General features: G+C 65.7%; 15 protein-coding genes. 6 read left to right on the forward strand and 9 right to left on the reverse strand.

Translation table 11 applies throughout. From position 1 onward, the window contains the following. The first annotated feature begins 221 nt into the window (after positions 1–221). A complete protein-coding gene (locus ACP7AR_RS12000; protein WP_151460108.1) occupies positions 222–872 on the forward strand; it encodes a hypothetical protein in 651 nt (216 codons plus the stop codon). A gap of 51 nt (positions 873–923) precedes the next feature. Here the strand turns inward: ACP7AR_RS12000 and ACP7AR_RS12005 are convergent, their stop codons facing one another. Further along, entirely contained in the window at positions 924–4,682 is a 3,759-nt protein-coding gene (locus ACP7AR_RS12005; RefSeq protein ID WP_151460109.1) for a hypothetical protein, read from the reverse strand. A gap of 258 nt (positions 4,683–4,940) precedes the next feature. Here ACP7AR_RS12005 and ACP7AR_RS12010 point away from each other — a divergent pair, with 258 nt between their 5' ends. Together ACP7AR_RS12010 and ACP7AR_RS12015 are read left to right on the forward strand one after the other, a co-directional pair. Further along, positions 4,941–5,702, forward strand: coding sequence for a hypothetical protein (locus ACP7AR_RS12010; protein ID WP_017201976.1), 762 nt, complete (start codon positions 4,941–4,943; stop codon positions 5,700–5,702). Then, positions 5,618–6,337 carry an RES domain-containing protein gene (locus ACP7AR_RS12015; RefSeq protein ID WP_302794278.1) on the forward strand — a complete coding sequence of 240 codons (720 nt, stop codon included), beginning with the start codon at positions 5,618–5,620 and terminating at the stop codon, positions 6,335–6,337. Before ACP7AR_RS12010 ends, ACP7AR_RS12015 begins: the two co-directional genes overlap by 85 nt. 1,046 nt (positions 6,338–7,383) lie before the next feature. Here the strand turns inward: ACP7AR_RS12015 and ACP7AR_RS12020 are convergent. The 5 genes from ACP7AR_RS12020 to ACP7AR_RS12040 are packed head-to-tail and all read right to left on the reverse strand — an operon-like array spanning position 7,384 to position 12,138. Beyond that, positions 7,384–8,331: an ROK family protein gene (locus tag ACP7AR_RS12020; protein ID WP_426185963.1), complete on the reverse strand. Its 948-nt coding sequence runs from the start codon at positions 8,329–8,331 to the stop codon at positions 7,384–7,386. Then, the gene (locus ACP7AR_RS12025) at positions 8,328–9,032 is read right to left on the reverse strand and encodes an N-acetylmannosamine-6-phosphate 2-epimerase (protein WP_426185965.1); all 705 of its coding nucleotides are present in this window, start codon (positions 9,030–9,032) and stop codon (positions 8,328–8,330) included. The genes ACP7AR_RS12020 and ACP7AR_RS12025 overlap by 4 nt, the downstream gene beginning before the upstream one ends. Beyond that, positions 9,029–9,889: a carbohydrate ABC transporter permease gene (locus ACP7AR_RS12030; RefSeq protein ID WP_426185967.1), complete on the reverse strand. Its 861-nt coding sequence runs from the start codon at positions 9,887–9,889 to the stop codon at positions 9,029–9,031. Before ACP7AR_RS12030 ends, ACP7AR_RS12025 begins: the two co-directional genes overlap by 4 nt. After that, a complete protein-coding gene (locus ACP7AR_RS12035; RefSeq protein ID WP_426185969.1) occupies positions 9,873–10,841 on the reverse strand; it encodes a carbohydrate ABC transporter permease in 969 nt (322 codons plus the stop codon). The genes ACP7AR_RS12030 and ACP7AR_RS12035 overlap by 17 nt, the downstream gene beginning before the upstream one ends. A gap of 10 nt (positions 10,842–10,851) precedes the next feature. Further along, entirely contained in the window at positions 10,852–12,138 is a 1,287-nt protein-coding gene (locus ACP7AR_RS12040; RefSeq protein ID WP_426185971.1) for an ABC transporter substrate-binding protein, read from the reverse strand. 127 nt (positions 12,139–12,265) lie between these two features. Here ACP7AR_RS12040 and ACP7AR_RS12045 point away from each other — a divergent pair, with 127 nt between their 5' ends. Further along, positions 12,266–12,982: a GntR family transcriptional regulator gene (locus ACP7AR_RS12045; protein ID WP_426185973.1), complete on the forward strand. Its 717-nt coding sequence runs from the start codon at positions 12,266–12,268 to the stop codon at positions 12,980–12,982. Positions 12,983–13,013: 31 nt separating this feature from the next. After that, positions 13,014–14,525 carry a DUF4127 family protein gene (locus tag ACP7AR_RS12050; RefSeq protein ID WP_426185975.1) on the forward strand — a complete coding sequence of 504 codons (1,512 nt, stop codon included), beginning with the start codon at positions 13,014–13,016 and terminating at the stop codon, positions 14,523–14,525. 2 nt (positions 14,526–14,527) lie between these two features. On the opposite strand, the gene ACP7AR_RS12055 is transcribed toward ACP7AR_RS12050, so the two are convergent. The 3 genes from ACP7AR_RS12055 to hisD form a co-directional block, all read right to left on the reverse strand. After that, positions 14,528–16,246: an ABC1 kinase family protein gene (locus ACP7AR_RS12055; RefSeq protein ID WP_426185977.1), complete on the reverse strand. Its 1,719-nt coding sequence runs from the start codon at positions 16,244–16,246 to the stop codon at positions 14,528–14,530. A gap of 57 nt (positions 16,247–16,303) precedes the next feature. Next, positions 16,304–16,900 carry a PadR family transcriptional regulator gene (locus ACP7AR_RS12060; RefSeq protein ID WP_426185979.1) on the reverse strand — a complete coding sequence of 199 codons (597 nt, stop codon included), beginning with the start codon at positions 16,898–16,900 and terminating at the stop codon, positions 16,304–16,306. Positions 16,901–17,335: 435 nt separating this feature from the next. Then, positions 17,336–18,649: a histidinol dehydrogenase gene (gene hisD, locus ACP7AR_RS12065; protein ID WP_426185981.1), complete on the reverse strand. Its 1,314-nt coding sequence runs from the start codon at positions 18,647–18,649 to the stop codon at positions 17,336–17,338. 77 nt (positions 18,650–18,726) lie between these two features. On the opposite strand from hisD, the gene ACP7AR_RS12070 reads away from it, so the two are divergent. After that, positions 18,727–19,653 (forward strand): LysR family transcriptional regulator, encoded by a 927-nt coding sequence (locus ACP7AR_RS12070; RefSeq protein ID WP_426185983.1) that lies wholly within the window; start codon positions 18,727–18,729, stop codon positions 19,651–19,653. Positions 19,654–19,660: the final 7 nt, after the last annotated feature.

Consider the following 19,660-nt stretch of genomic DNA (forward strand, 5'->3'; position numbering starts at 1 on the left):
TGCTGCTGCCTATCCGGCTGAACCGGCGAGCGAACGCGTTCGACCGTACGGGGTTCTCCCGGCGACGAGAAACGATCCCAATCCGATCACCAGCGCGCACATTTGAGCCGAGTAGGGCGAGGCCTGAGCTCCGCCCGCCTGCCATTGAACCGATCGGATCCTCGACGTCAATGCCCAGGGAACCCTCCCCTTCCGGTGAAGGCTCATCTACGCTGTCGCACATGGATGAAACCGATGGCCAGCCACGGCCCCGCCCTTGGCAAGCACAGCCATCCACCGATGTGATCGCCGCGTTCACTGACGCCGTCGCTCGGTTGAACGCCGACGGGGACTTCATCGTTCGAGCGCTGACTGACCAGCTGCTCGCAGAGCGACCGATCGCGGACCAGGAAGAGCTGACGCCGCAGGAGATCAGCTATCTCACCCGGTCCAAGGCCTTCACGCCCGAGTCGTTCGAGAAGACATCGACTCGGGTTGCTCGCGGCGGTCTTCTGGCGAGCGAAGCGAGCACCCTTCTGACGGGCGTGCTTCAAACCATGTCCGCGTCCGCAGCCGCTGCCTTCTTGAGTATGGACGAGGACTCGCTCTTCGCCGCCGCCGATCGTGGCGAGTTGTACGCCGTCGATGTTGCCCACTCCAGACGGTTTCCGTCGTGGCAGTTCAGTCTCTCGTCGCCAGGAAAAATCCTGCCGCACCTGACCGAGATCATCGACATTGTGAAAGACAAAGGATGGGTGTCGGTATCGGCTCTCATGGCGACGCCCCAGTCGATCATGGTCACCGACGGGCACCAGAGCCCTGTGGAATGGTTCAGGCGCGGCGGCGACGCGGAGACCCTGGCTCGGATCATCGAGGCTCAGAAGTGGCGATAGAGCTCCTGCTGGGGACGTGAATTCGTGCGCGCCGCCGCTCTCGCATGTCACCTACGGCGTTTGGCCTCGAGCTGCGAGAAACTCCGTCGCCGTCTCAACCCGATACCGCTCGTCGACGTAGTTTGCCGGAGTGAGATTTCGGGTTACGAAGAGCGTGCTCAGGCGAAACTGCTCGCCTTCAGGCGGGTCCCCGAGTCCGAGGCGCGTCGCAATGCTCGCGACGTGGGGCGCTAGTTCGCTCTCCTTGCGGGCTAGCTGCGTGGCGTAGCAGGGCTTGGCCCCGCGGTCTCCTACCTGGTCCCGGAAGAAGGTGCGCAGTTGGCGTGCCGTCTCAGCGAATCCGTGCACCGACGCAGGATCCTTCGCCTCGATTAACCAGATGGTGCTATCGCCAGGGCGTCCGCACACGAGGTCAACTTCGGTCGTGAGAATCGGCACGCCGAGTCGCGCGTGGTCGTTGGGTTTCACGCGGGCGACCGTGGTGTAGCCGAGTTCCTCTAGCCGGTCTTGAAGGAATCTTTCGAACCGAATATTGCGGCGCGCACGGCGATCCGCAAGCGCGTTGCTGACAGGCTGGGGAACGTCTCCCGCCCAGGGAAGAACTCCTTGGAGGAGGTGGCGGTAGTAGACCTGGAAGGACGTCAGTAAGTACTGCGGGCTGATAATGAGTCGTCCGTCCGAGTCTTGCACCAGCGGTTGCACGAGGAGCCGGTGACGCCGTGTGCGCGTTTGCCAGGGTTTCCACTCCACGGCTTGCATCTGGACGGCCGTGCTGGTGAGCATCCGAATAGCGGCGTCAACACGCGTTCTCTGCGACTCATCCGCGTCCGGGCCCAGCGCGTCACAGACCCATGCTGTTGCCTCGGCCACGGTGACGTGCGCGGTCGTCCTGCTTGGCTCGAACGTTTCCCACTTTGCGAGGGTGGCGAGTGCGGCGAGCATGTCCTGCGACGTCGCTCCCCATGCCGGCTGGAACGCATCTTCGACGTCGTCTTCTTCGTTCGCCTGTTGCAGCGAGTCGTCGTCTTGAGTGCCGTGCAATCGGACGCTCGCAGCTGCACGGGTCAGTTCGTCGTTTCGCAGGCCCCACGCCGATGCGTCGGGATGCGGATCGTCGTCAACTGCCAGCTCGTACATCGGGCTGAGGTTGATGACTGCGGGCGCGACTTGGTGATACATCCGCTCACTCAGCGTGGTCGCGGTGAGGTACGCATCTGCGGCGGCAAGAAGACCGCTCCACTCCTGAGGAGTGATCGGCTTCACCGCCGCCGGATTGCCCAGGATGCGCAAGGCAGCCTCCACCACGATCTCGTTACACTGACGAAGCTGAAGTGTCTCCGCCGAGAGCTCGGCCGTGCGGGTGAGCGGATCCCATTCGGTCGCGAGATTCGCTGCGACTCGGGATAGATCGTCTTGCTGATGAATGGCACTGTCCATCACCCTCGCCAGCTGCTCCATCCCCGTGAGCACCACCTCGCTCACGTCGTGTCTCTTGATTCCTTCAGTCAGGGTCTCGAGAGCAAGGGGCGCAAGATGCTCGCGGATGAGTCGATTCGCGTCGTCCGCTCGGTACTCTCCCGGTTGAACGCCGGCGTCGTGGAGTCGTCGTCCCAAAGCCGCAACCATGCGGCTCTCATCAGAGGGTCGTAGACGCCACGGATCAGGCAGGTGATTGAGAGTGGTCCGGGCCTGCTTCATCTCCAAGATGAGAAAGGGTCTCGCTGTGCGCCACTGGTCGCGGAGCGCCGCTCCGGTGTCGATATCCATGCCGCCCGCGCGGAGCAGATCGAACACTGCATCCGCTGTTAGGAGATTCGCCGCGTGCGGATCTCCATTCGCCGAGTCTGCGAATCCCTCGACATCGATGCGCCACAAGAAGTTGACTGGTTCGTCGACGGCACGCGCGTGCGGGTCGAGATACGGCGTGACCACACCGGGCGGTTCACCCGAGACCGTTTCCGATGCGTGGAGGTAGAGGACGTATCCGGGCACATCGATCTCCTGGTGCGCGAAACGCCATCGATCACCAAGCGCAGCGAAGCCGTAGATTAGCCCGCCGCAGAAGTCGAAGAAGAACCGTCGGTGGTCGGCAGATGCTTCCTCCAGGCTCGCCCGTGCCACGGCAACGGGAGGTTCGGTGAGAGCGAGAGACCACCCGTCAACACTCGGCGCGATGTTGACACCGCGGGTGGCGTCGTACATGGGGTCACCTGCGATCATCGCGACGTTTGCGACGGGCCCCGGGGCGACTTCTGCCGCTCGGAGGTCTCGAATCGGGGGAAGCCCAACCCTGAGGAGCGCCACTTCGAGATCCGATAGCTCTACCGCTCGATCCCACTCGGCCTCGCCCGCGTGCGCTTCAAAGTAGACGGCATTGGGTACCACGCCACCCTTGAAAAAAGACTTGCCATTGGCTTTCCATGGCTCCCAGTAGTTGATCGCTTCCCATCCGAAACTCTCAGGGAAATCGGGAGCGCTCAGGTCCCGCGTGAATGCGTAGAGATCATCGTCGGACGTAGCCGTTTCCGCGATCCAGGTCAGGTCTTCGAGCGCGAGTTTTGCTTCGCCGACCGCCTGCGGCACAGCGATGTGACCGGGCGCAGCGAACACCGTCAACGGGATGACCTCCGCGCCCGGCCTGACGGTTCCTCGTCGCCCGCCCGCCATCCGCACCGGCACAGGGTCTGATTGCGACCTCACCTGTTTCGCCAGCTCCACTGAGCCGATGTATGGCGCCGGCGCGGCCCCCAGGTCGGGGACGTAGATGACTGAGACGGCGATGAAAGTGGACGGGTTCACCGGCACCAACCACTGAACGTCAATCCCGCGAAGCGGGGAATCGAGGCCTTCGCTGTTGGGAGGAGCTTCGATCAAGCTGTTGGAAAAGCGCCATAGGGACTGGCGAATCTGGTTCAGGCAAGAACTCCGGAGGGCTCGTCGTGCTTGCCCGTCCCGGTCGAGCGCAGACACCAGTTCTCGTACGGCATGGGCCATGATCTCTGGGATGAAAAGTGGCGGCACCCATCGATGTGCACCCGCCGAGTCAGCGAAGCGAAGGTACCTCCCGAACGGGCTGGAGAGACTCTCCGCGTCGAACGTGGCCCGACTTGCGGAGTTCGTCATCCATTCCAACGCCCTTTCATCAGCTTCACCGAGTTCGATGTGGTCGAGCGGGTTCAGGTTGAGGAGGGCCCGCGTCGCTTCGTACTCCGCGTCCGGCAGGGAGACCTCGTCGTTGAGCGCGAGGTCCGGGGCTGGTACCCATGCGTCTGCAAGGTGGCGGGCGCAGAAGTCGCCGTACTTCATCGCCACGTTCACCACGTTTGCGATGCCGAATTGAAATCGTCTGTGAAGCCGACCGTCTACCGCTTCCGCCATTCTGAGCGCACGCGTGAGGTCGGCGACCGGCCGTTCGGTGAGGCCAGGCACCGCGCGCAGCGGCTCAGAGCCGACCGCGAGGAAGACAGTTCGAGTCGGGTCGGTGGGGATGAAATCTTCACGCGCCGGGCCGATCCCATAGGTGGTAGCCGCTAGATCGGACAGTGCTTGGATCGAAGGCAGCGGCTGGTATTCGTCTGGCGCCGGAGCGGCGGAGGCTCGTAGCGCAGCCGCGAAGCTGCTCCCCAATGTCACCGACCGATGCCTGTTGCCGGGGGACGTGGCGGCGGCGAAAATCAGCGTCCAGAGCTCGTCCGGATCGTACGCTGAAAAGGCCAGTTCGAGTGCGTCGGGCTCCCGTCGCGCGGCGCTCACCGCCCGCGGTTGAGATCGAGACCGCTTGCTTCTCCGAGTTTTCTTGCTCTTTCCCACGCAAGCATTCAAGCGTAAGCCAACGACATCCGCACTGATTACTGAGCGTTGAAAGCGTTGCGCCGGGGAGGAAGGTGGCGAAGAGTTGGGGTGCCGCCTCGAACGCGCGGACGACAGGTCTCCTTCAACGCCGCTGCTCCCGGGCCAGGGAGCTCTTGACCGCTCTCACCTCGTCACCTCGCGGGGGTGCATACACGCAAAAGCGCGCGTAAGATATTGCGTGTACGCGCTAACCAGATGACGACACGAGGAGGCAAGATGGCCGTGAAGAAAAGTCGCACTCGTGCCGCCTCCGCTCGCGAGGCGACTGTGAACCGCGGCACAGTGACAGGTCGATTCCTCAACGGGAACCCGAAGCTCGTCGTGGCGACCAAAGCCCCCGCAAAGACCGACGTACAAGCCGGTGTCGAGCGCCTTGCGCAGGTGGCGAAGACGTCAAACGTCGACGTATCCGTGTTCAACGCACTCATCGACGAGCTCGCCGATGCCATGACCGACCGTCAATCGACCGAGCTGGGCCTCACAGAGCAGGAAGCCAACTTCCTGATCGAGTCCGGCGATTTCACTCCGGAGGAGCTCGCCGAGGCAGCCGCATTCGTCACCAGCGGTGGGATCGCCAAGCTCGAGCGCGAGACTCACGTGCGCGCCCTAACCAACACCTACACCGCATCCGAGGTCGCAGCGCTCCTCGGCATCGATGCCTCCAGTGTGCGTCACCGCCAGAGCAAGAACACCTTGTACGGCTTCCGGGCAGGAAGGATCCGCCTCTACCCTCGATGGCAGTTCATTTCCGGCGATAGGGTCTCGACGATCCCCCACCTCCCGCTGCTCGTCCGAGCGATCCCGTCCGACTGGGATCCGGCCGACGTCGAAGGCTTCATGACAACACCTCAAGACGACTTGCGGTCGAGCGATGAGTCTGTCGACCCCCAGGAATGGATGACGCCGATCGAGTGGCTGGCTGCCGCGAAGGATCCTGCACCCGTAGTGGACATCCTCGAAGACGCCGACATCACGTGAGCCCGTCGAACGCGAAAGTCCCCGCAACACCCCCGGCGCCGCTCACACTCGACGCGAGTGAGCACCTGAGATCATTCGATGGGATCCTCTGGCGGGTCTTCGCTACGAGAGGTGCTCACCCACAGGCGTGGGATGAGCTACGGCACTTCGGGCCGATCAGAACCATGCGCTTTGACCCGCATCCCGAGCCGCAGCAGCACCATGCCGATTATGGCGTGATGTACGCAGCTGCCGGATCTACAACAGCTCTCGGCGAGGTGTTTCAGAAGGGCCGACTAATCAATCGGCGCGTTCGTGGAAACACCCTCGCGGCTTGGCGGCCGACGCGTGAGCTTCGGTTACTGGATCTCACCAGCAACTGGCCCGTGATCAACGGGACGACCTCTTCGATCCAGATGGGGCCTAAGCGATACACGCGGAACTGGGCGAATGCGATCCATGACCAGCTTGGGTCGAGCATCGACGGGCTCTACCATGTGTCATCGATCGACTTCGGCCCGATGGTGACGCTGTTCTCGTCCGCCGAGGGCTCGTTCCCGCCGCTGCCGTTGGTGCACACCCGACTGGACTCATCCAGTGCGAACGTGTACCTCGCGAAAGCCGTGAAAAGGCTCGGCTACCGCGTTAAGAAATAGAACCGCCCCAGGACGGCAGTCCGCGATTCTCGGATTATCAGATGACGCTCGATCCACCCGTACTCTCAGTGCTATGCCAAAGCGTTCCACATTGCAGACTCTCGGCGGTGCTGTCGAAGGATTCCGGGACTTCGCGGCGGCGATCAAGAGTGGAGTGCCCACGGTTCGAAAGGGGTCAATGGCGGAGGAAGATCAAGCCCTCGCAGGAAACATCGTCATCCCTCATGCCATAGTCTCCGGGCTCGTCCTCACCGCTGCGGACCACGTATCCGCCTGGGCGGAGCTTGCCGCTAGCCCCGAGGAGAACGTGTTGCTCCTTCATATGCAGGCTGACTACACCTTGTTCCGTCCTGTCTTGGAGGGGCTCGCGGAGCTCATCTGGATCCTGGACGGCACCGATTCCTCGAGTCCGCAGGGCGCTCGAGATCGCCCGCATCGAGTACAGGCACGGGCTGAAGCTGACGAACGCTCTGCGCAAAGCTCAAACACCAGATGACAGAACGGAACAAGGAATAGCCGCGCTGGGGCGTTTCCTTAGGACCACCGCGACCAACCTCGGGTCCGATCCAGAGGACGTTCTCAGTGCGCCATTGATCGATCCCTCCTCGATCACAAGGAAGATTGCGAGTCGCGTTCCAGGCCCCACGTTGCGGACCTTCAACTATTGGGCGATAACTTCGGCCCACGCGCACGGGCAGTTCATCACCACTCTGCGCCACGCGATCGAGACGCGCCCATCTACACCTCAGATGGGCAGGACTCTGTACGAACCAGACGAGGAGTTGATCGCAGACCTCATCGAGTTCATTGGGACGCTGCTCGAGATCGCAATCAACCTCCTTAACGAACAGGGTTACGAACTTCGACGCTAGAGCTGTCCTGCTTGGCCGATCGGGGAGCGCTGGGTCGCCGAGATGCGCGCCATGGGGATTCAGAGCTCCCTGAGGCGAGATGTCCGACCCCATCCGTATGATCGAATCAGCCCCTTCGTGAGGCGGTTCGGTGAGGGAGTGGGCTTCGCGCTTTACATCGGACTTAGTCCGATTTCATCGCGATTCTGACATTTGTTGTCGCGCGAGGATCGCCGCGCCGGTCAGCGTGGCGTTCACCGCGAGTCCCGCCGGCACGATGCGGGCGCGAGATGGTCCTGGCATCGCCGCCGCACGGTAGCTCGCCTCGACAGCGGCCAGGTACCGCGCACCGATCTCGGCGACGCCCCCGCCGATCACGATCGTGTCGACGTCCAGCAACGCATTGGCTGACGCGAGCGCTCGACCGAGGAATCGTGCGCCCTCCTCGATCACCAGGGCAGCAACGGCATCCCCACTCTGTGCGAGCGCGTCGATCTCACGCAGGCTCGCACGCACACCGGTCCTCTCGAGGTAGGTCTGCTCCATCGCCGGACCCGAGGCGACGGCTTCGACATGCGCATGGCCACCGCACGGGCAACGTCGCGCCGCCAGCGAATCCGGCATGGCGACCTCCACATGCCCGAGCGATCCGGCGGTGCCCGTGGCCCCTCGGCGCAGTCCGTCGGCGAACACCACGGCACCGCCGATGCCCGTGCCGACGGCGACCATGAGGATGCCGTCGCGCCCGGCCGCTGCGCCGACCCGCGCCTCTGCAACAGCAGCGGCGTGCACGTCGTTCACGACCGCGACGCGGATCTCAACGCCACTGCTGCCGGTCACGGCATCCGCCAGCGCCGCGCGAAGCCGGAAGCCCACCCAACCGGCGATCGCATCCGTCGCCGAGCTGATGGTGCCATCGCTGCCGACGACGCCGGCCGTCCCGACGCCGATCGCGGTGATCTGCGACGCATCCGACAGACCGGCGATCAGCTCGGAGACGACCCGCACGACCGCAACGCCACCGGCCGCGGAGGGGGTGGCCGCAGTGCGCACGTCGGTCGACATCCTCAGGCGGGCGGAATCATCGGCCACGAACCCTGCGACGGCGATCTTCGTACCCCCGATGTCGACGCCGATGATCATGCACGCGCTCCGGCTGTGAGGTCGACGAAACGCCTCGTGATCGCTATCGGATCGGTGATCGCGCCGCCGACGACGGCTGCGAGCGCGCCGGCGTCGAACGCGGCGGCGACCTGTGCCGGCGTCCGATAGCGACCCTCCGCCATAGTCGGGATGCCTGCCGCGACGAGTTCAGCGACCAGTCGCAGATCCGGGTCCTGTGTCGCGCCCGTGCGCGCTGCACTCCGCGACTCCGGGGTGTAACCGGAGAGGGTCGTGCCGACGACCGATGCACCGTTCTCCCACGCCAGGACCCCCTCCTCGAAGGTCGACACGTCAGCCATGACGGGTCGCTGGGTCGCATCCGCGATCTCCTGCAGCACGTCGAACCGCGCGCCGAGCTGCTCGACCGTCGCATCGACGGCGATGATGTCGGCGCCGGCCTCGGCCAGACCGACCGCGAGACCGATCTCGGGCGTGATGATGTTGCGGACGCCGTTGTGCACCTTGTGCAGACCGATGATCGGCAGGTCCGTGACCGCCCGGAGGCGCCGAACATCGTCCGGGCCGTTCAGACGCAGCCCGTGCGCTCCGCCGATCAGCGCGGACTCGGCGAGCGCGGCGATGACCTCCACGTTGCGCACAGGTGTCCCGTCATCCGCCTGCACGGAGACGACCAGGCCGCCTGCGAGCGCCGCGAGAGCAGGGGGAAGGGGATGTGTCATTTCAATGCTCCTGCGGTCGCGCCGCCGATGAAGAACTTCTGCCCGATGAGGAAGATGGCGACCGCCGGGAGGGTGAACAGCACGCACGCCGCCATCAGCGGTCCCCACGCGACATCGTTCTCACCGAAGAACGCGTACAGCCCCAGCGACAGCGTATAAGTGGACTCGTCGTTCAGGTAGATGAGGGGGTTGAGGAAGTCGGTCCACGCCCAGACGAACTGGAAGATCGCCGCCGTGATGATCGCCGGACGAGCCAGCGGCAGCACGATGGTCGCGTAGGTGCGGAACTCGGATGCCCCGTCCAGACGGGCAGCCTCGATCAGTTCATCCGGCACCGCAAGAAGGAACTGCCTGATCATGAAGATGAAGAACGGCGTGCCGAGGAACGCCGGAACGATCAGCGGCAGGTACGAGTTCGTCGCACCGAGTCCGTTCCAGACGAGGAACAGCGGGATCAGCGTCACCTGCGGCGGCAGCATCATCGTCGCGAGGACGAGGATGAGCAGCGGCCGCGATCCGCGCCAGCGCACCTTGGCCAGCGCGTAGGCGACCAGCGGGCACGAGATGACCGTGCCGAGGATGCTCATCCCTGAGACGAACAGGGTGTTGCCCAGGTATCGCCAGATCGGGATCTGATCGAACGCCTCGGCGAAGTTGTCGAGGGTCCACTCCGCCGGAAGCAGCGTCGGCGGCGAGGAGAAGATGTCCGTCGGCGTCTTGAACGCCGTGGACAGCATCACCAGCAGCGGGAACAGGAACACCAGCGCGAGCAGCGCGACCGAGATCTGCTGTCTGATCCGCCGCGTGAGATGCCGCCGCCGTGGTCTGCGTGAGGTCGTGTCAATTGCTGCCATCATGCACCCACTTCTTCGACGTCGCGAGCACGATGAGGCTCACGGCCAGCGTCACGAGGAACAGCGTCCAGGCCATGGCCGAGGCGTATCCCATCTTCAGGAAGACGAACGCGTTCTGGTACAGGTACATCGCATACGAGAGCATCGACTGACCCGGTCCGGAGCTCGCCTGATTGAGTCGCTCCTGCGCCATGATGTACGGCTGAGCGAAGATCTGCAGGAAGCCGATGATGCTCACGATGACCTGGAAGAGCGTCACAGGAGAGACCGTCGGCCACGTGACGTTCGTGAAGCGACGCCAGATCCCCGCGCCGTCGAGTTCGGCCGCCTCGTACAGTTCCTTCGGCACCTCCTGCAGCGCAGCGAGGTAAATGATCATCGTCCCACCGACAGTCCACAGCGACAGGAAGATGATCGACGGCTTGGTGAAATCGGGATTCTGCAGCCACGCCGGCCCTTCGATCCCGAACCACGAGAGGAAGAAGTTGACGAACCCGTACTCCGCATTCAGCATCCACCGCCACAGGTATCCGCCGACCACGACCGGGACGATCGAGGGCAGATAGATCAGTGCGCGATAGAGCGGCTGCCCGCGCACCGGCGTGTTCAACAGATGCGCGCCGGCGAGCGCGATGCCGATCGACAGCGGCACGCCGAAGACGGTGAGGATCGCCGTGTTCGCGAGCGACTTCCAGAACACGCCGTCGTTGAACATCTGCACATAGTTGGCGAGACCGACCCACTCCGGGGACTGGAAGAGGTTGAAGTCGGTGAAGCTGTAGAACGCGGATGCTGCGATCGGGTAGGCGAACAGGAACAGGAATCCGACGATGAACGGTGCGGCGAACGCGAGACCGATGAGGGTCGACCGCCGCCGGCGAGGCCGGCGACCGCCGCCGGATCCGGCAGGGCGCGTGCCCTGCCGGATCCGGCTCGAGACTGTGGTGGCTGTCATGGTGCGAACGTCACTTCTGGGAGTAGTTCGCCATGCGTGATTCGACCGTGGCGATGGCATCCTCCGGCGTCGACGTCAACCTGACGACCTCGTCGAATGCCGTCTTCAGGTCAGCCGCGTACTCGGCACTGTACGGAGCGCTCGCGAGCGACTGCGCATTCGGCGACGTGGCCGCCTCAGCCCAGACGCCGAAGTTCTCCAGGTCGGCATAGGCATCGCTGCCGGTGAGGGATATACGACCGGGCAGGTTGCCGAGCGCGAGGCTGAACTTCTCCATCGGCTCCTCGCTCACGAGGTAGGCCAGGAACTTCGCCGCCTCCTCCTTGTGCTTCGAGTTCGCCGGGATGAACAGGGTGCTGGCCGTCACCTGCGTGCTGTTCTCCAGATCGGGCGAGGCAGCCGGGATCGCGGTGACTCCCCAGTCGAGCTCAGGTGCGACCTTTCCCGCACTGGCTGCGCGCCATTCGCCGTCGATGATCATCGCGACCTTGCCGCTGAAGAACGGATCCTGTGCCGACAGGTACTCGCCCTGCCCCGAGACGAACGTCGAGAGTGCTTCAGCGCCGACGGGCTCGACGATGTTCTCCTGGTACCACTCGAGCGCCTCGAGGTTGCCGGCATCGGCGGGAGTCGGGCCGTCCTCGCCGTCCCACGATCCGCCGAACGCGAAGCCCAGTGTTGTGAGCGTGGTGCTGTCGTTGGCCGATCCGAGCCCGAGCTGCGAGATCTTGCCCGAGTCGACGACGGTGAGCTTCTGCGCCGCTGCGGCGAGCTCGTCCATCGTGGTGGGCGGCGTGATGCCCGCCTCGTCGAGCAGCGTCTTGTTGTAGAGCAGCTGGAAGCTGTGGATCGCGATCGGCAGCGCGTACGTCGTGCCGTCGTAGCTCATCTGGTCCATCGCGCTGGGGATGAAGTCGTCGACGTCGATTCCCTCCGCCGCGATCGCCTCGTCCAGCGGAGCGAGAACGCCCTTCGACGCCCACGCGCCGACGTTGTTGCCGAAGTTGTCCGAGATGTCGAACGAGCCACTCGATGACGACATCGAGGTGAGCTGCTTCTGCTGGTCAGGGCTGGAGACGCCCTTGACGACGATCTCGTCCTGGCTCTCGTTGAAGTCGGCGATGATCTCCTCCAACGCCTCCGCTTCCGCTCCGCCCCACAGGTACGAGAACGTGATCTCGGTCTTGCCGTCGGCGCCTGCCCCGCCTCCCGCGCATCCGGCGAGCGCGGCGACGGTCGCGGCCGTCAGGGCTCCTGCAACGAGAACCCGCCGTGTCTTGTGCTGCTGCAACTGCATCGAAGAACTCCACTCATCTATGAGGATCCCGCGATTGGTGTAGTCCAATTGCAGGTGTTGATCACAGAGATTGACACACAACCCTGGTTGTCGTCAAGATTGGGTTAGTCCAAAGGGAGGGCGTGCAATGACTTCAGCCGAAGCTGCCTCGAAGCACGAGCGTGTGCGGATGCACGTCGAGCAGATGATCACTCAGGGGCTTTCACCCCATGAGAAGCTGCCGACCGAGCGCGACCTCGCCGAGACACTCGAGGTGAATCGGCAGACCGTGCGACGCGCGCTCGACGACCTCGAGCGCGAGGGCGCCGTGTACCGGATGCAGGGCGCGGGCACCTTCGTCAGCGAGACGCGGATCAGCAAGAGCTTCGAGCTGACGTCGTTCTCCGAGGACATGCGCGCGCGGAACATGCGCCCCGGCTCGAAATCGGTCGAGGTCGCGGTCGAAGCAGCAGGCCAGACGGTGGGTTACGCACTCAACCTGAGCCCCCGAGACGATGTGGTGCGCGTGCGCCGAGTGCGCACCGGCGATGACATCCCGATCTGCCTGGAGGAGTCCTCGTTCGCGGCGGGATCGGTCCCCGGCCTCGAGGACGGGATCATCGGCGATTCCCTCTACGACGACCTCCGCAGCCGGTTCGGACTCGTCGCCGTGCGCGCCGATCAGGAGATCCACGCGATCGTCCTCGACGAAGTGCAGGCCGCGGCTCTGGACACACCGCCGTTCTCCCCCGCTTTTCTGGTGAAGCGCACGACATACGACGCGCGCAGCCGGCCGATCGAGTACGCGGAGTCCGTGTACCGCGGCGACCGCTACTCGTATCAGCTCTCGATCTCCCGCCCCTGACTTCCGACCCCCTGTGAAAGGCCTCCCGAACGTGTCAGAGCAGACTCCTCCCGCACGCCAGCGCATCGCGCTGCTCCCCCTGGATGATCGGCCGGTGAATGTCCTCCTGCCCGGCGACGTCGCCAGGGTCGCCGGCATGACGCTCGACGTGCCGCCGGCGGACATCCTGCCGTCATACCGCACGGCAGGCGATGCGGATGCTCTGGGCGCCTGGCTGCGGGAGAGGGCTGCCGATCCCGCGACCGTGCACATTCTGGTGTCGATCGACATGCTGCTGTACGGCGGCCTGATCGCGAGCCGCACCAGCGCCGACACCACCCGCACCGTCCTCGCGCGTCTGGACACCCTGCGCGAGATCCACCGCATGCGCCCCGAGCTGCCGATCTCGGCGGTCTCGCTGGTCACCCGCGCGAGCAATTCCAACTCGGCAACGGAAGAACCGCTCTACTGGAACGATCACGGCATGCAGCTGCACGCGCTCGGCGGCGATGCGCATCGGCTTCTCGGCGAGGCAGAAGTGCTGCCGCTGGACGAGCTGACCCCCGTGCCGGCCGATGTCGTCTCCGACTACTCCACGCGCCGCCTGCGCAATCACATCGTCAACCTCGAGACGCTCGAACTGGTCGAGGACCGCACACTCGACTTCCTGGCGATCACCGCGGACGACACGGCACCGTTCGCTGCCGGCAGCGCCGAGCAGGTGTGGCTGCGTCATTGGATGCGGATGCTGCCCACAGGCCGTCAGGTGCTCATGTACCCGGGCGCAGATGAGGTGGGCGCCGTTCTGGTCGCGCGTGCGATGGCGACGAACGCTCAAGTCACAGCATCCTTCGCCGTGGTGTGCGCGGATCCGGAAGGCCCGACGCGCATCCCGCCGTACGAGAACATGCCGCTGTCCGCATCCGCTAGTCGTCAGATCCGCGCCGCAGGCGCGGTCGAGGTGACCGAGGACGCCGATGTGACGCTGGTGCTGCATGCGCCGGATCCGGACCGCCACGACATGTTCCGCGGACGTCCGGACGCGGTCGATGAGGATGCCGTGCGCGCCACCGTCGATCTCGTCCGTGCGCGCGTGGATGCCGGCGAACGCGTGGCGCTCGCCGACGTGAGGTACCCGAACGGGTCGGACGAGGCGCTCGGGCGCGCCCTCGCCGCGGCAGGTCTGCTCGAGAAGCTGGATGCCTACGGCGGCTGGAACACTGCCGGCAACACTCTCGGCAGCGTCGTGGCGCTCGCGGCGGCGGGTGTCGTCGGCCGTGCGAACGGGACCTATGACGCGAAGGCGGCGCGGATCGCTCTCCTGACCCGCCTGCTCGACGACTTCGCGTACCAGGCGGTCGTGCGCGTCGACAGCGGCCCGTCGCTGTTCCCCGACCGGTTCCCGATGTCGGATGCGGGGCTCGTGGCCGAGGCCGAACGCGCGCTCCACGCCGAGCTCACGACGTTCCTCGAATCCATGCTCCCCGCCGATGGTGCGCGCATCACCGAACTGACGCTGCCATGGCGACGCTCGTTCGAGATCGGGATCACGCTGGAGCGGTGACCCTACCGCCGCCCGACTCCGCCGAACAGCGCGTACAGCAGCGGAATCGCCGACGACCCCATCAGCACGATTCCGAGCGGCGGAGTCGGGCCGAGCAGCAGCGCTCCCCCGATGAGCAGCCCGCCGAACAGCAGCGCCGCCACCGCGCGGCGCCCGATCCGCATCAGCGAGTCGAGGCGGCGCTCCAGCCGCGACGTGTCGAACGTCACTGTGCCGTCGTCGATGCGGGTGATCACATCATCGATGCGCTTGGGCAGACGCCAGGTCGTTGCCGCGGTGGACATCGCCTGCTTGCCGAACTCCTGGATGACGTTGCCGCTCTCGTCACGGATCAGGCGGGCGGCATACGGCTCAGCGGCATCCCACACGTTGAAGGCGGGATCGAGCCCGCTGCACATGCCGGAGGTCAGCGAGACCGCGCGGATGAGAAGCAGCATGTTCTCCGGCAGCTGCAGCGGCAGGGACCGAACGGTGTCGCCGAACTCGTTCGCGAACCCCGTGAACTCGCTCGGGTCGACCTTGCTGAGTTCGACGAAGCCCATCCCGCCGAAGCGATCGAAGAGCGCGGCGAGGGCCCGCTCGAGCTCGAGCGTGTCGGCCGATGGCAGCAGCACGCCGATCTCCTGCGCCGCCACGACAAGGCCCTTGCTGTCACGACCAGCGACGGCGACGAGCAGCGTGCGCAGTCCGTCGCGCAGTCCGTCAGGGACCTCGGCCATCATCCCGAAGTCGACGAACGTCAGTCGCCATGTCAGCCGGTCGCTCACTGAGCCTGTCGAAGCGCGCGCAGCATCCGCATCCCGCGCCACCGGCGTCACGAAGATGTTGCCGGGATGAGGGTCGGCGTGCACGAAGCTGTGCGTGAACACCTGATCGAACATGACCTCTGCGAAGACATCCGCCACCTGTGACGGATCGATCCCGGCGCGTCGCAGCGCTGCCGTGTCGTTGATCTTGATCGCCGTGACGTCCGACAGGGTCAGCACTCGGCGCGTGACACGCTCCCAGACGATCTCCGGCGTCCCCACCCGCGGGTCGGATGCGAAGTTGTCGGCGAACCGCTCGGCGTTCGCGGCCTCATGCAGGTAGTCGATCTCCTCCAGGCAGGTCGCAGCGAACTCCTCGACCAGGGCAGGGGCGTCGACGCGATCCGAGACGAGGCGGATCCGACGCAGCCAGCCGGCCACGCGCCGAAGCGCAGTGAGGTCGGTCGCGACGATCTCGTCGATACCAGGACGCTGCACCTTCACGACGACATCCCGGAGCCCGGTGTCTGCCGCGTCGAGGTCGGAGAGGCGTGCGCGATGCACCTGACCGAGGGATGCCGCGGCAAGAGGCCGCTCGTCGAACCAGGCGAAGGCGCGATCGAGCGAGACTCCGAGTTCGGCTTCGGCGAGCGCCTTGATGTCGGGGAACGGGACCGCAGGCACTTCATCCTGCAGCCCGGCGAGCTCCTGGGTGATCTCGGGCGGCAGCACGTCGAGGCGCGACGACATGAACTGGCCGACCTTGATCATGAGTCCGCCGAGTTCGACGGCGAGAGCGTGGAAGCGCCGCGCGAACTGCTGCATGCGCGGTGCTCGGGTGCGCTCTGAGACGCCGGAGAACCCGAACCTGGGCAGGACGAGCTCGAACCACCAGATCTTGATGAACTCGCGGGCGGCGAATGAGATGATGCGGCGGTAACGGGCGCGATGAGTCGTGCGTGCGGCATCCGTCATCGCGTGGTCCTCTCGCCCCGATCAGGCAGGACGCCCGACCGGGCGGTGCGGGGCGAGTCAGTCCTGCGCAAGGATCGCGTACAGCCTACGACGCGCTTCGTCGAGAACGGTCACCGCTTCCTTCACCTGCTCCGGCGTACCGGTGCGGGCGACCTGGGCTGCGGCGCCGGCGAGGTCCATGCCCGCCTTGGGCAGTGCAGTGAGGTGTCCGCTCTCGCGGGACGAGAACGCCTCCCACGGTGCCGGCTTGTCGGCGGCGATCTCTGCCTCTTCGCGACCTGCTCCGGTGAGCGAGTAGGTCTTGCGGCCGTTCTGCTCCTCCGCCGTGATGAGACCCTCGTCGGCGAGCAGCTGCAGGGTCGGGTAGACGGATCCCGCGCTCGGCTTCCACGAGCCGCCCGAGCGCTCGGCGATCTCGTTGATGATCTGGTAGCCGTGCATCGGCTCTTCCGCCAGGAGGGCGATGACCGCTGCCCGCACGTCACCGCGGGCCATGCGAGACGGCCCGCCGGTTCGCTGCTCGAACGACTTTCGGAGCTGGTCCATAGCGTCGAAGATCGCGGATGCCGGGCCGCCTGGTCCGCCGAACAGCGAGCCGCCGCCCTGGCCGGAGCCTGAGCCGCCGAACGCGCCGGTGGGGAATGAATTGTTCATGGTGTCCTCCAGAGTCGAACGGGACGATGGTGCGTTAACGATATATCGTTCGGTGTCGTTCGGGAAGGGGTCGGGGGCGGTTCCGGCGGGGGGGTCGGTGCGGGGCGGGCCCGGGGCGGGGGCGGGCGGTTCGGACAGTTCCCGTTGCGGCTCGGGATGAGGTGGCGCTCGTTGTCGCTTCCCGCGACGCTAAGCGGCAATGAGCGCCACCTCCCCGCTCGGGCCTCCGTGAAGGGTGTCGCAGGTTGCCGCATCCGCCCCCTTTGAACCGACCACGAGCGCCACCGAAACCCACGTCACCGACACCGAGTCACCGACACCGAGCGCCACCGAACCCGCGTCACCGACACCGAGCGCCACCCGAAACCTGCGCCGCCTCTCGAACACCGGCGCCGGAGCAGCATCGCACCGGCCCGACCCGCCGTACGGCGCGCCTCAGAGCTTGGCGAGCCGCATCGTCGCGGTGGCGCTGTGCGCAGCCATACCCTCGGAATCCGAGATCACCTGAACCGCATTCGCCACCGCCGGTGTCGCCTCCCGCGCGACGCGCTGGTAGGTCAACGGCTTGAGGAAGCGCGAGACCGACAGCCCGGCGCTGTGCTTGGCGCCACCCGCGGTCGGCAGCACGTGGTTGGTGCCGGCCATCCCCTTGTCCGAGTATGCGACCGTGCTCCACGGCCCGATGAAGATCGAACCGTAGTTGCGCAGGTTGTCGTGGAACCACGCGTCGTCCGCCGTGAGCAGCTCGAGGTGCTCAGGGGCAAGATCGTCCATGAGCGCCGCGACGGTCTCGCGATCGTCTGCGACGGTCACGACGCCGTAGTCACGCCATGCCGCACCTGCGATCGACGCCGTCGCCAGCGTCTCGAGCTGACGCTCCACGGCGTCGATGACGGCTCGCCCGTGCTCTTCGGATGTCGTCACGAGCGCAGCCGGGGAATTCGGGCCGTGCTCGGCCTGCCCGAGCAGATCGGCAGCCACGAGCTCCGGGTCAGCGGTCTCGTCGGAGATCACCGCGACCTCTGAGGGGCCGGCGAGCAGGTCGATCGCGACCGCACCGAAGAGCTGTCGCTTGGCCTCGGCGACATAGGCGTTGCCCGCCCCGACGAGCATGTCGATCGGCAGCTCGCCGAGCAGCCCGTAGGCCATCGCGGCGAGCGCCTGCACTCCACCGAGAACGAACACCCGATCGACCCCGGAAAGGTGAGCCGCGTAGACGACCGCGTCGTTTGCTCCACCGTCTGGCTGCGGCGGCGTGCAGGCGATGACAGTGGGGACTCCGGCGGCCTTCGCGACGCCGACCGTCATGAACGCGCTCGCGGTGAGGGGGAATCGGCCCGCCGGGAGGTATGCGCCGACGCGCGACACCGGAACGTAGCGCGCTCCGGTCACGACCCCTGGGACGAGTTCGGTCTCGAAGTCGGACAGGTGCGCCCGCTGTTCCCGCGCGAACGCTAGTGTGCGCTCCGACCCGAGCTCGATCGCCTCGCGAAGATCTGCGGGAATCCGGTCGCCGCTGGTCGCGATCTGTTCGGCGCTCAGTTCGACGCTCCCGCCCTCGTAGCGATCCAGTCTGCGGGCGTAGTCAAGCACGGCATCCATGCCCCGCGACTGGATGTCGCTGAGCATCGCGGACACGGTCTCGATCACTGCCGGATCGCGCTGCGCCGCCGGCGCGTCGATCAGGGGTGTCTTGAGGTCGTGGAAGGAGCCGTTGAGGCTGTCGAGGACAGCGGGGGTGTAACGCATGCAAGCAGGCTAAGCGCGCTCCGACCATCCGACAAGGCGATACCATCCTGGACTTGCCATCGGGTTTACCATTGGCTGTGACCATCAGCCAGCTGCGCGCATTTCTCGCCGCTCTCGAGCACGGCTCCTTCACAGCGGCCTCAGTGCATCTCGACCTCACTCAGGCGTCCGTGTCCGAGCTGGTCTCGCGGCTCGAGCGCGAGCTCGGCGTCGCTCTGTTCACACGCGGCAGCCGCCGACTGGTGCCCACGCAGGCGGCGATCGAGCTGCGCCCGCACGCCGCGCAGGCGGTGAGCGCCGTGCGCAACGGCATCGACACGATCGACGCCTTGACATCCCTCGAGCGCGGCACGTGCACCTTCGGCGTCCTCCGCAACGCTGCCTACTACGACCTCGCCGACCTGGTGGAGAACTTCCACCACCGGCATCCGAATGTGCGCGTCCGTCTCATCGGCATCAACTCCGCTCTCGTCGCACGCTCGATCGCGGACGGCGAGATCGAAGCGGGTCTGCTCGTCCTGCCGATCGACGAGGCAGGTCTGGAGGTGAAGCCGCTCTTCCGCGACGAGGTGCTCTATGCCTCCAGTACGCGCGACCTCGACGCCGGGCCGGTCTCGATCGCGGAGGCGGCGGCGTCGAAGCTGGTGCTCTACGACGCCTTCGCCGGCTGGGACGACCCCACCCGCCGCCAGCTGCGTGAGCGCGCGCGTTGGAGCGGCCTGGCCATCGAGCCGGCGATCGAGGTCGAACACGTCGAGACGGCGCTCAGCCTCGTCGCGGCCGGCGCGGCCGACACGATCGTGTCACGCACCATCGCCGAGTCCGCCGGTTTCCCGGACACGATCCGGACGGCGCCGTTCGCCGAGCCGATGCACGACACGATCGCCCTCGTGCAGCGCGAGGGCGTGCTGCTGTCGCCTGCGACGAAACAGTTGGCAGAGCTGGCAGAGCGGATGCTGCGCGAACGCATCGACGAACACCAAGGTCGCAGCAGCGTGGCGTGAGCGGTCG

Source organism: Microbacterium sp. TWP3-1-2b2, assembly GCF_049896145.1.
In the GTDB taxonomy this organism is placed as follows: domain Bacteria; phylum Actinomycetota; class Actinomycetes; order Actinomycetales; family Microbacteriaceae; genus Microbacterium.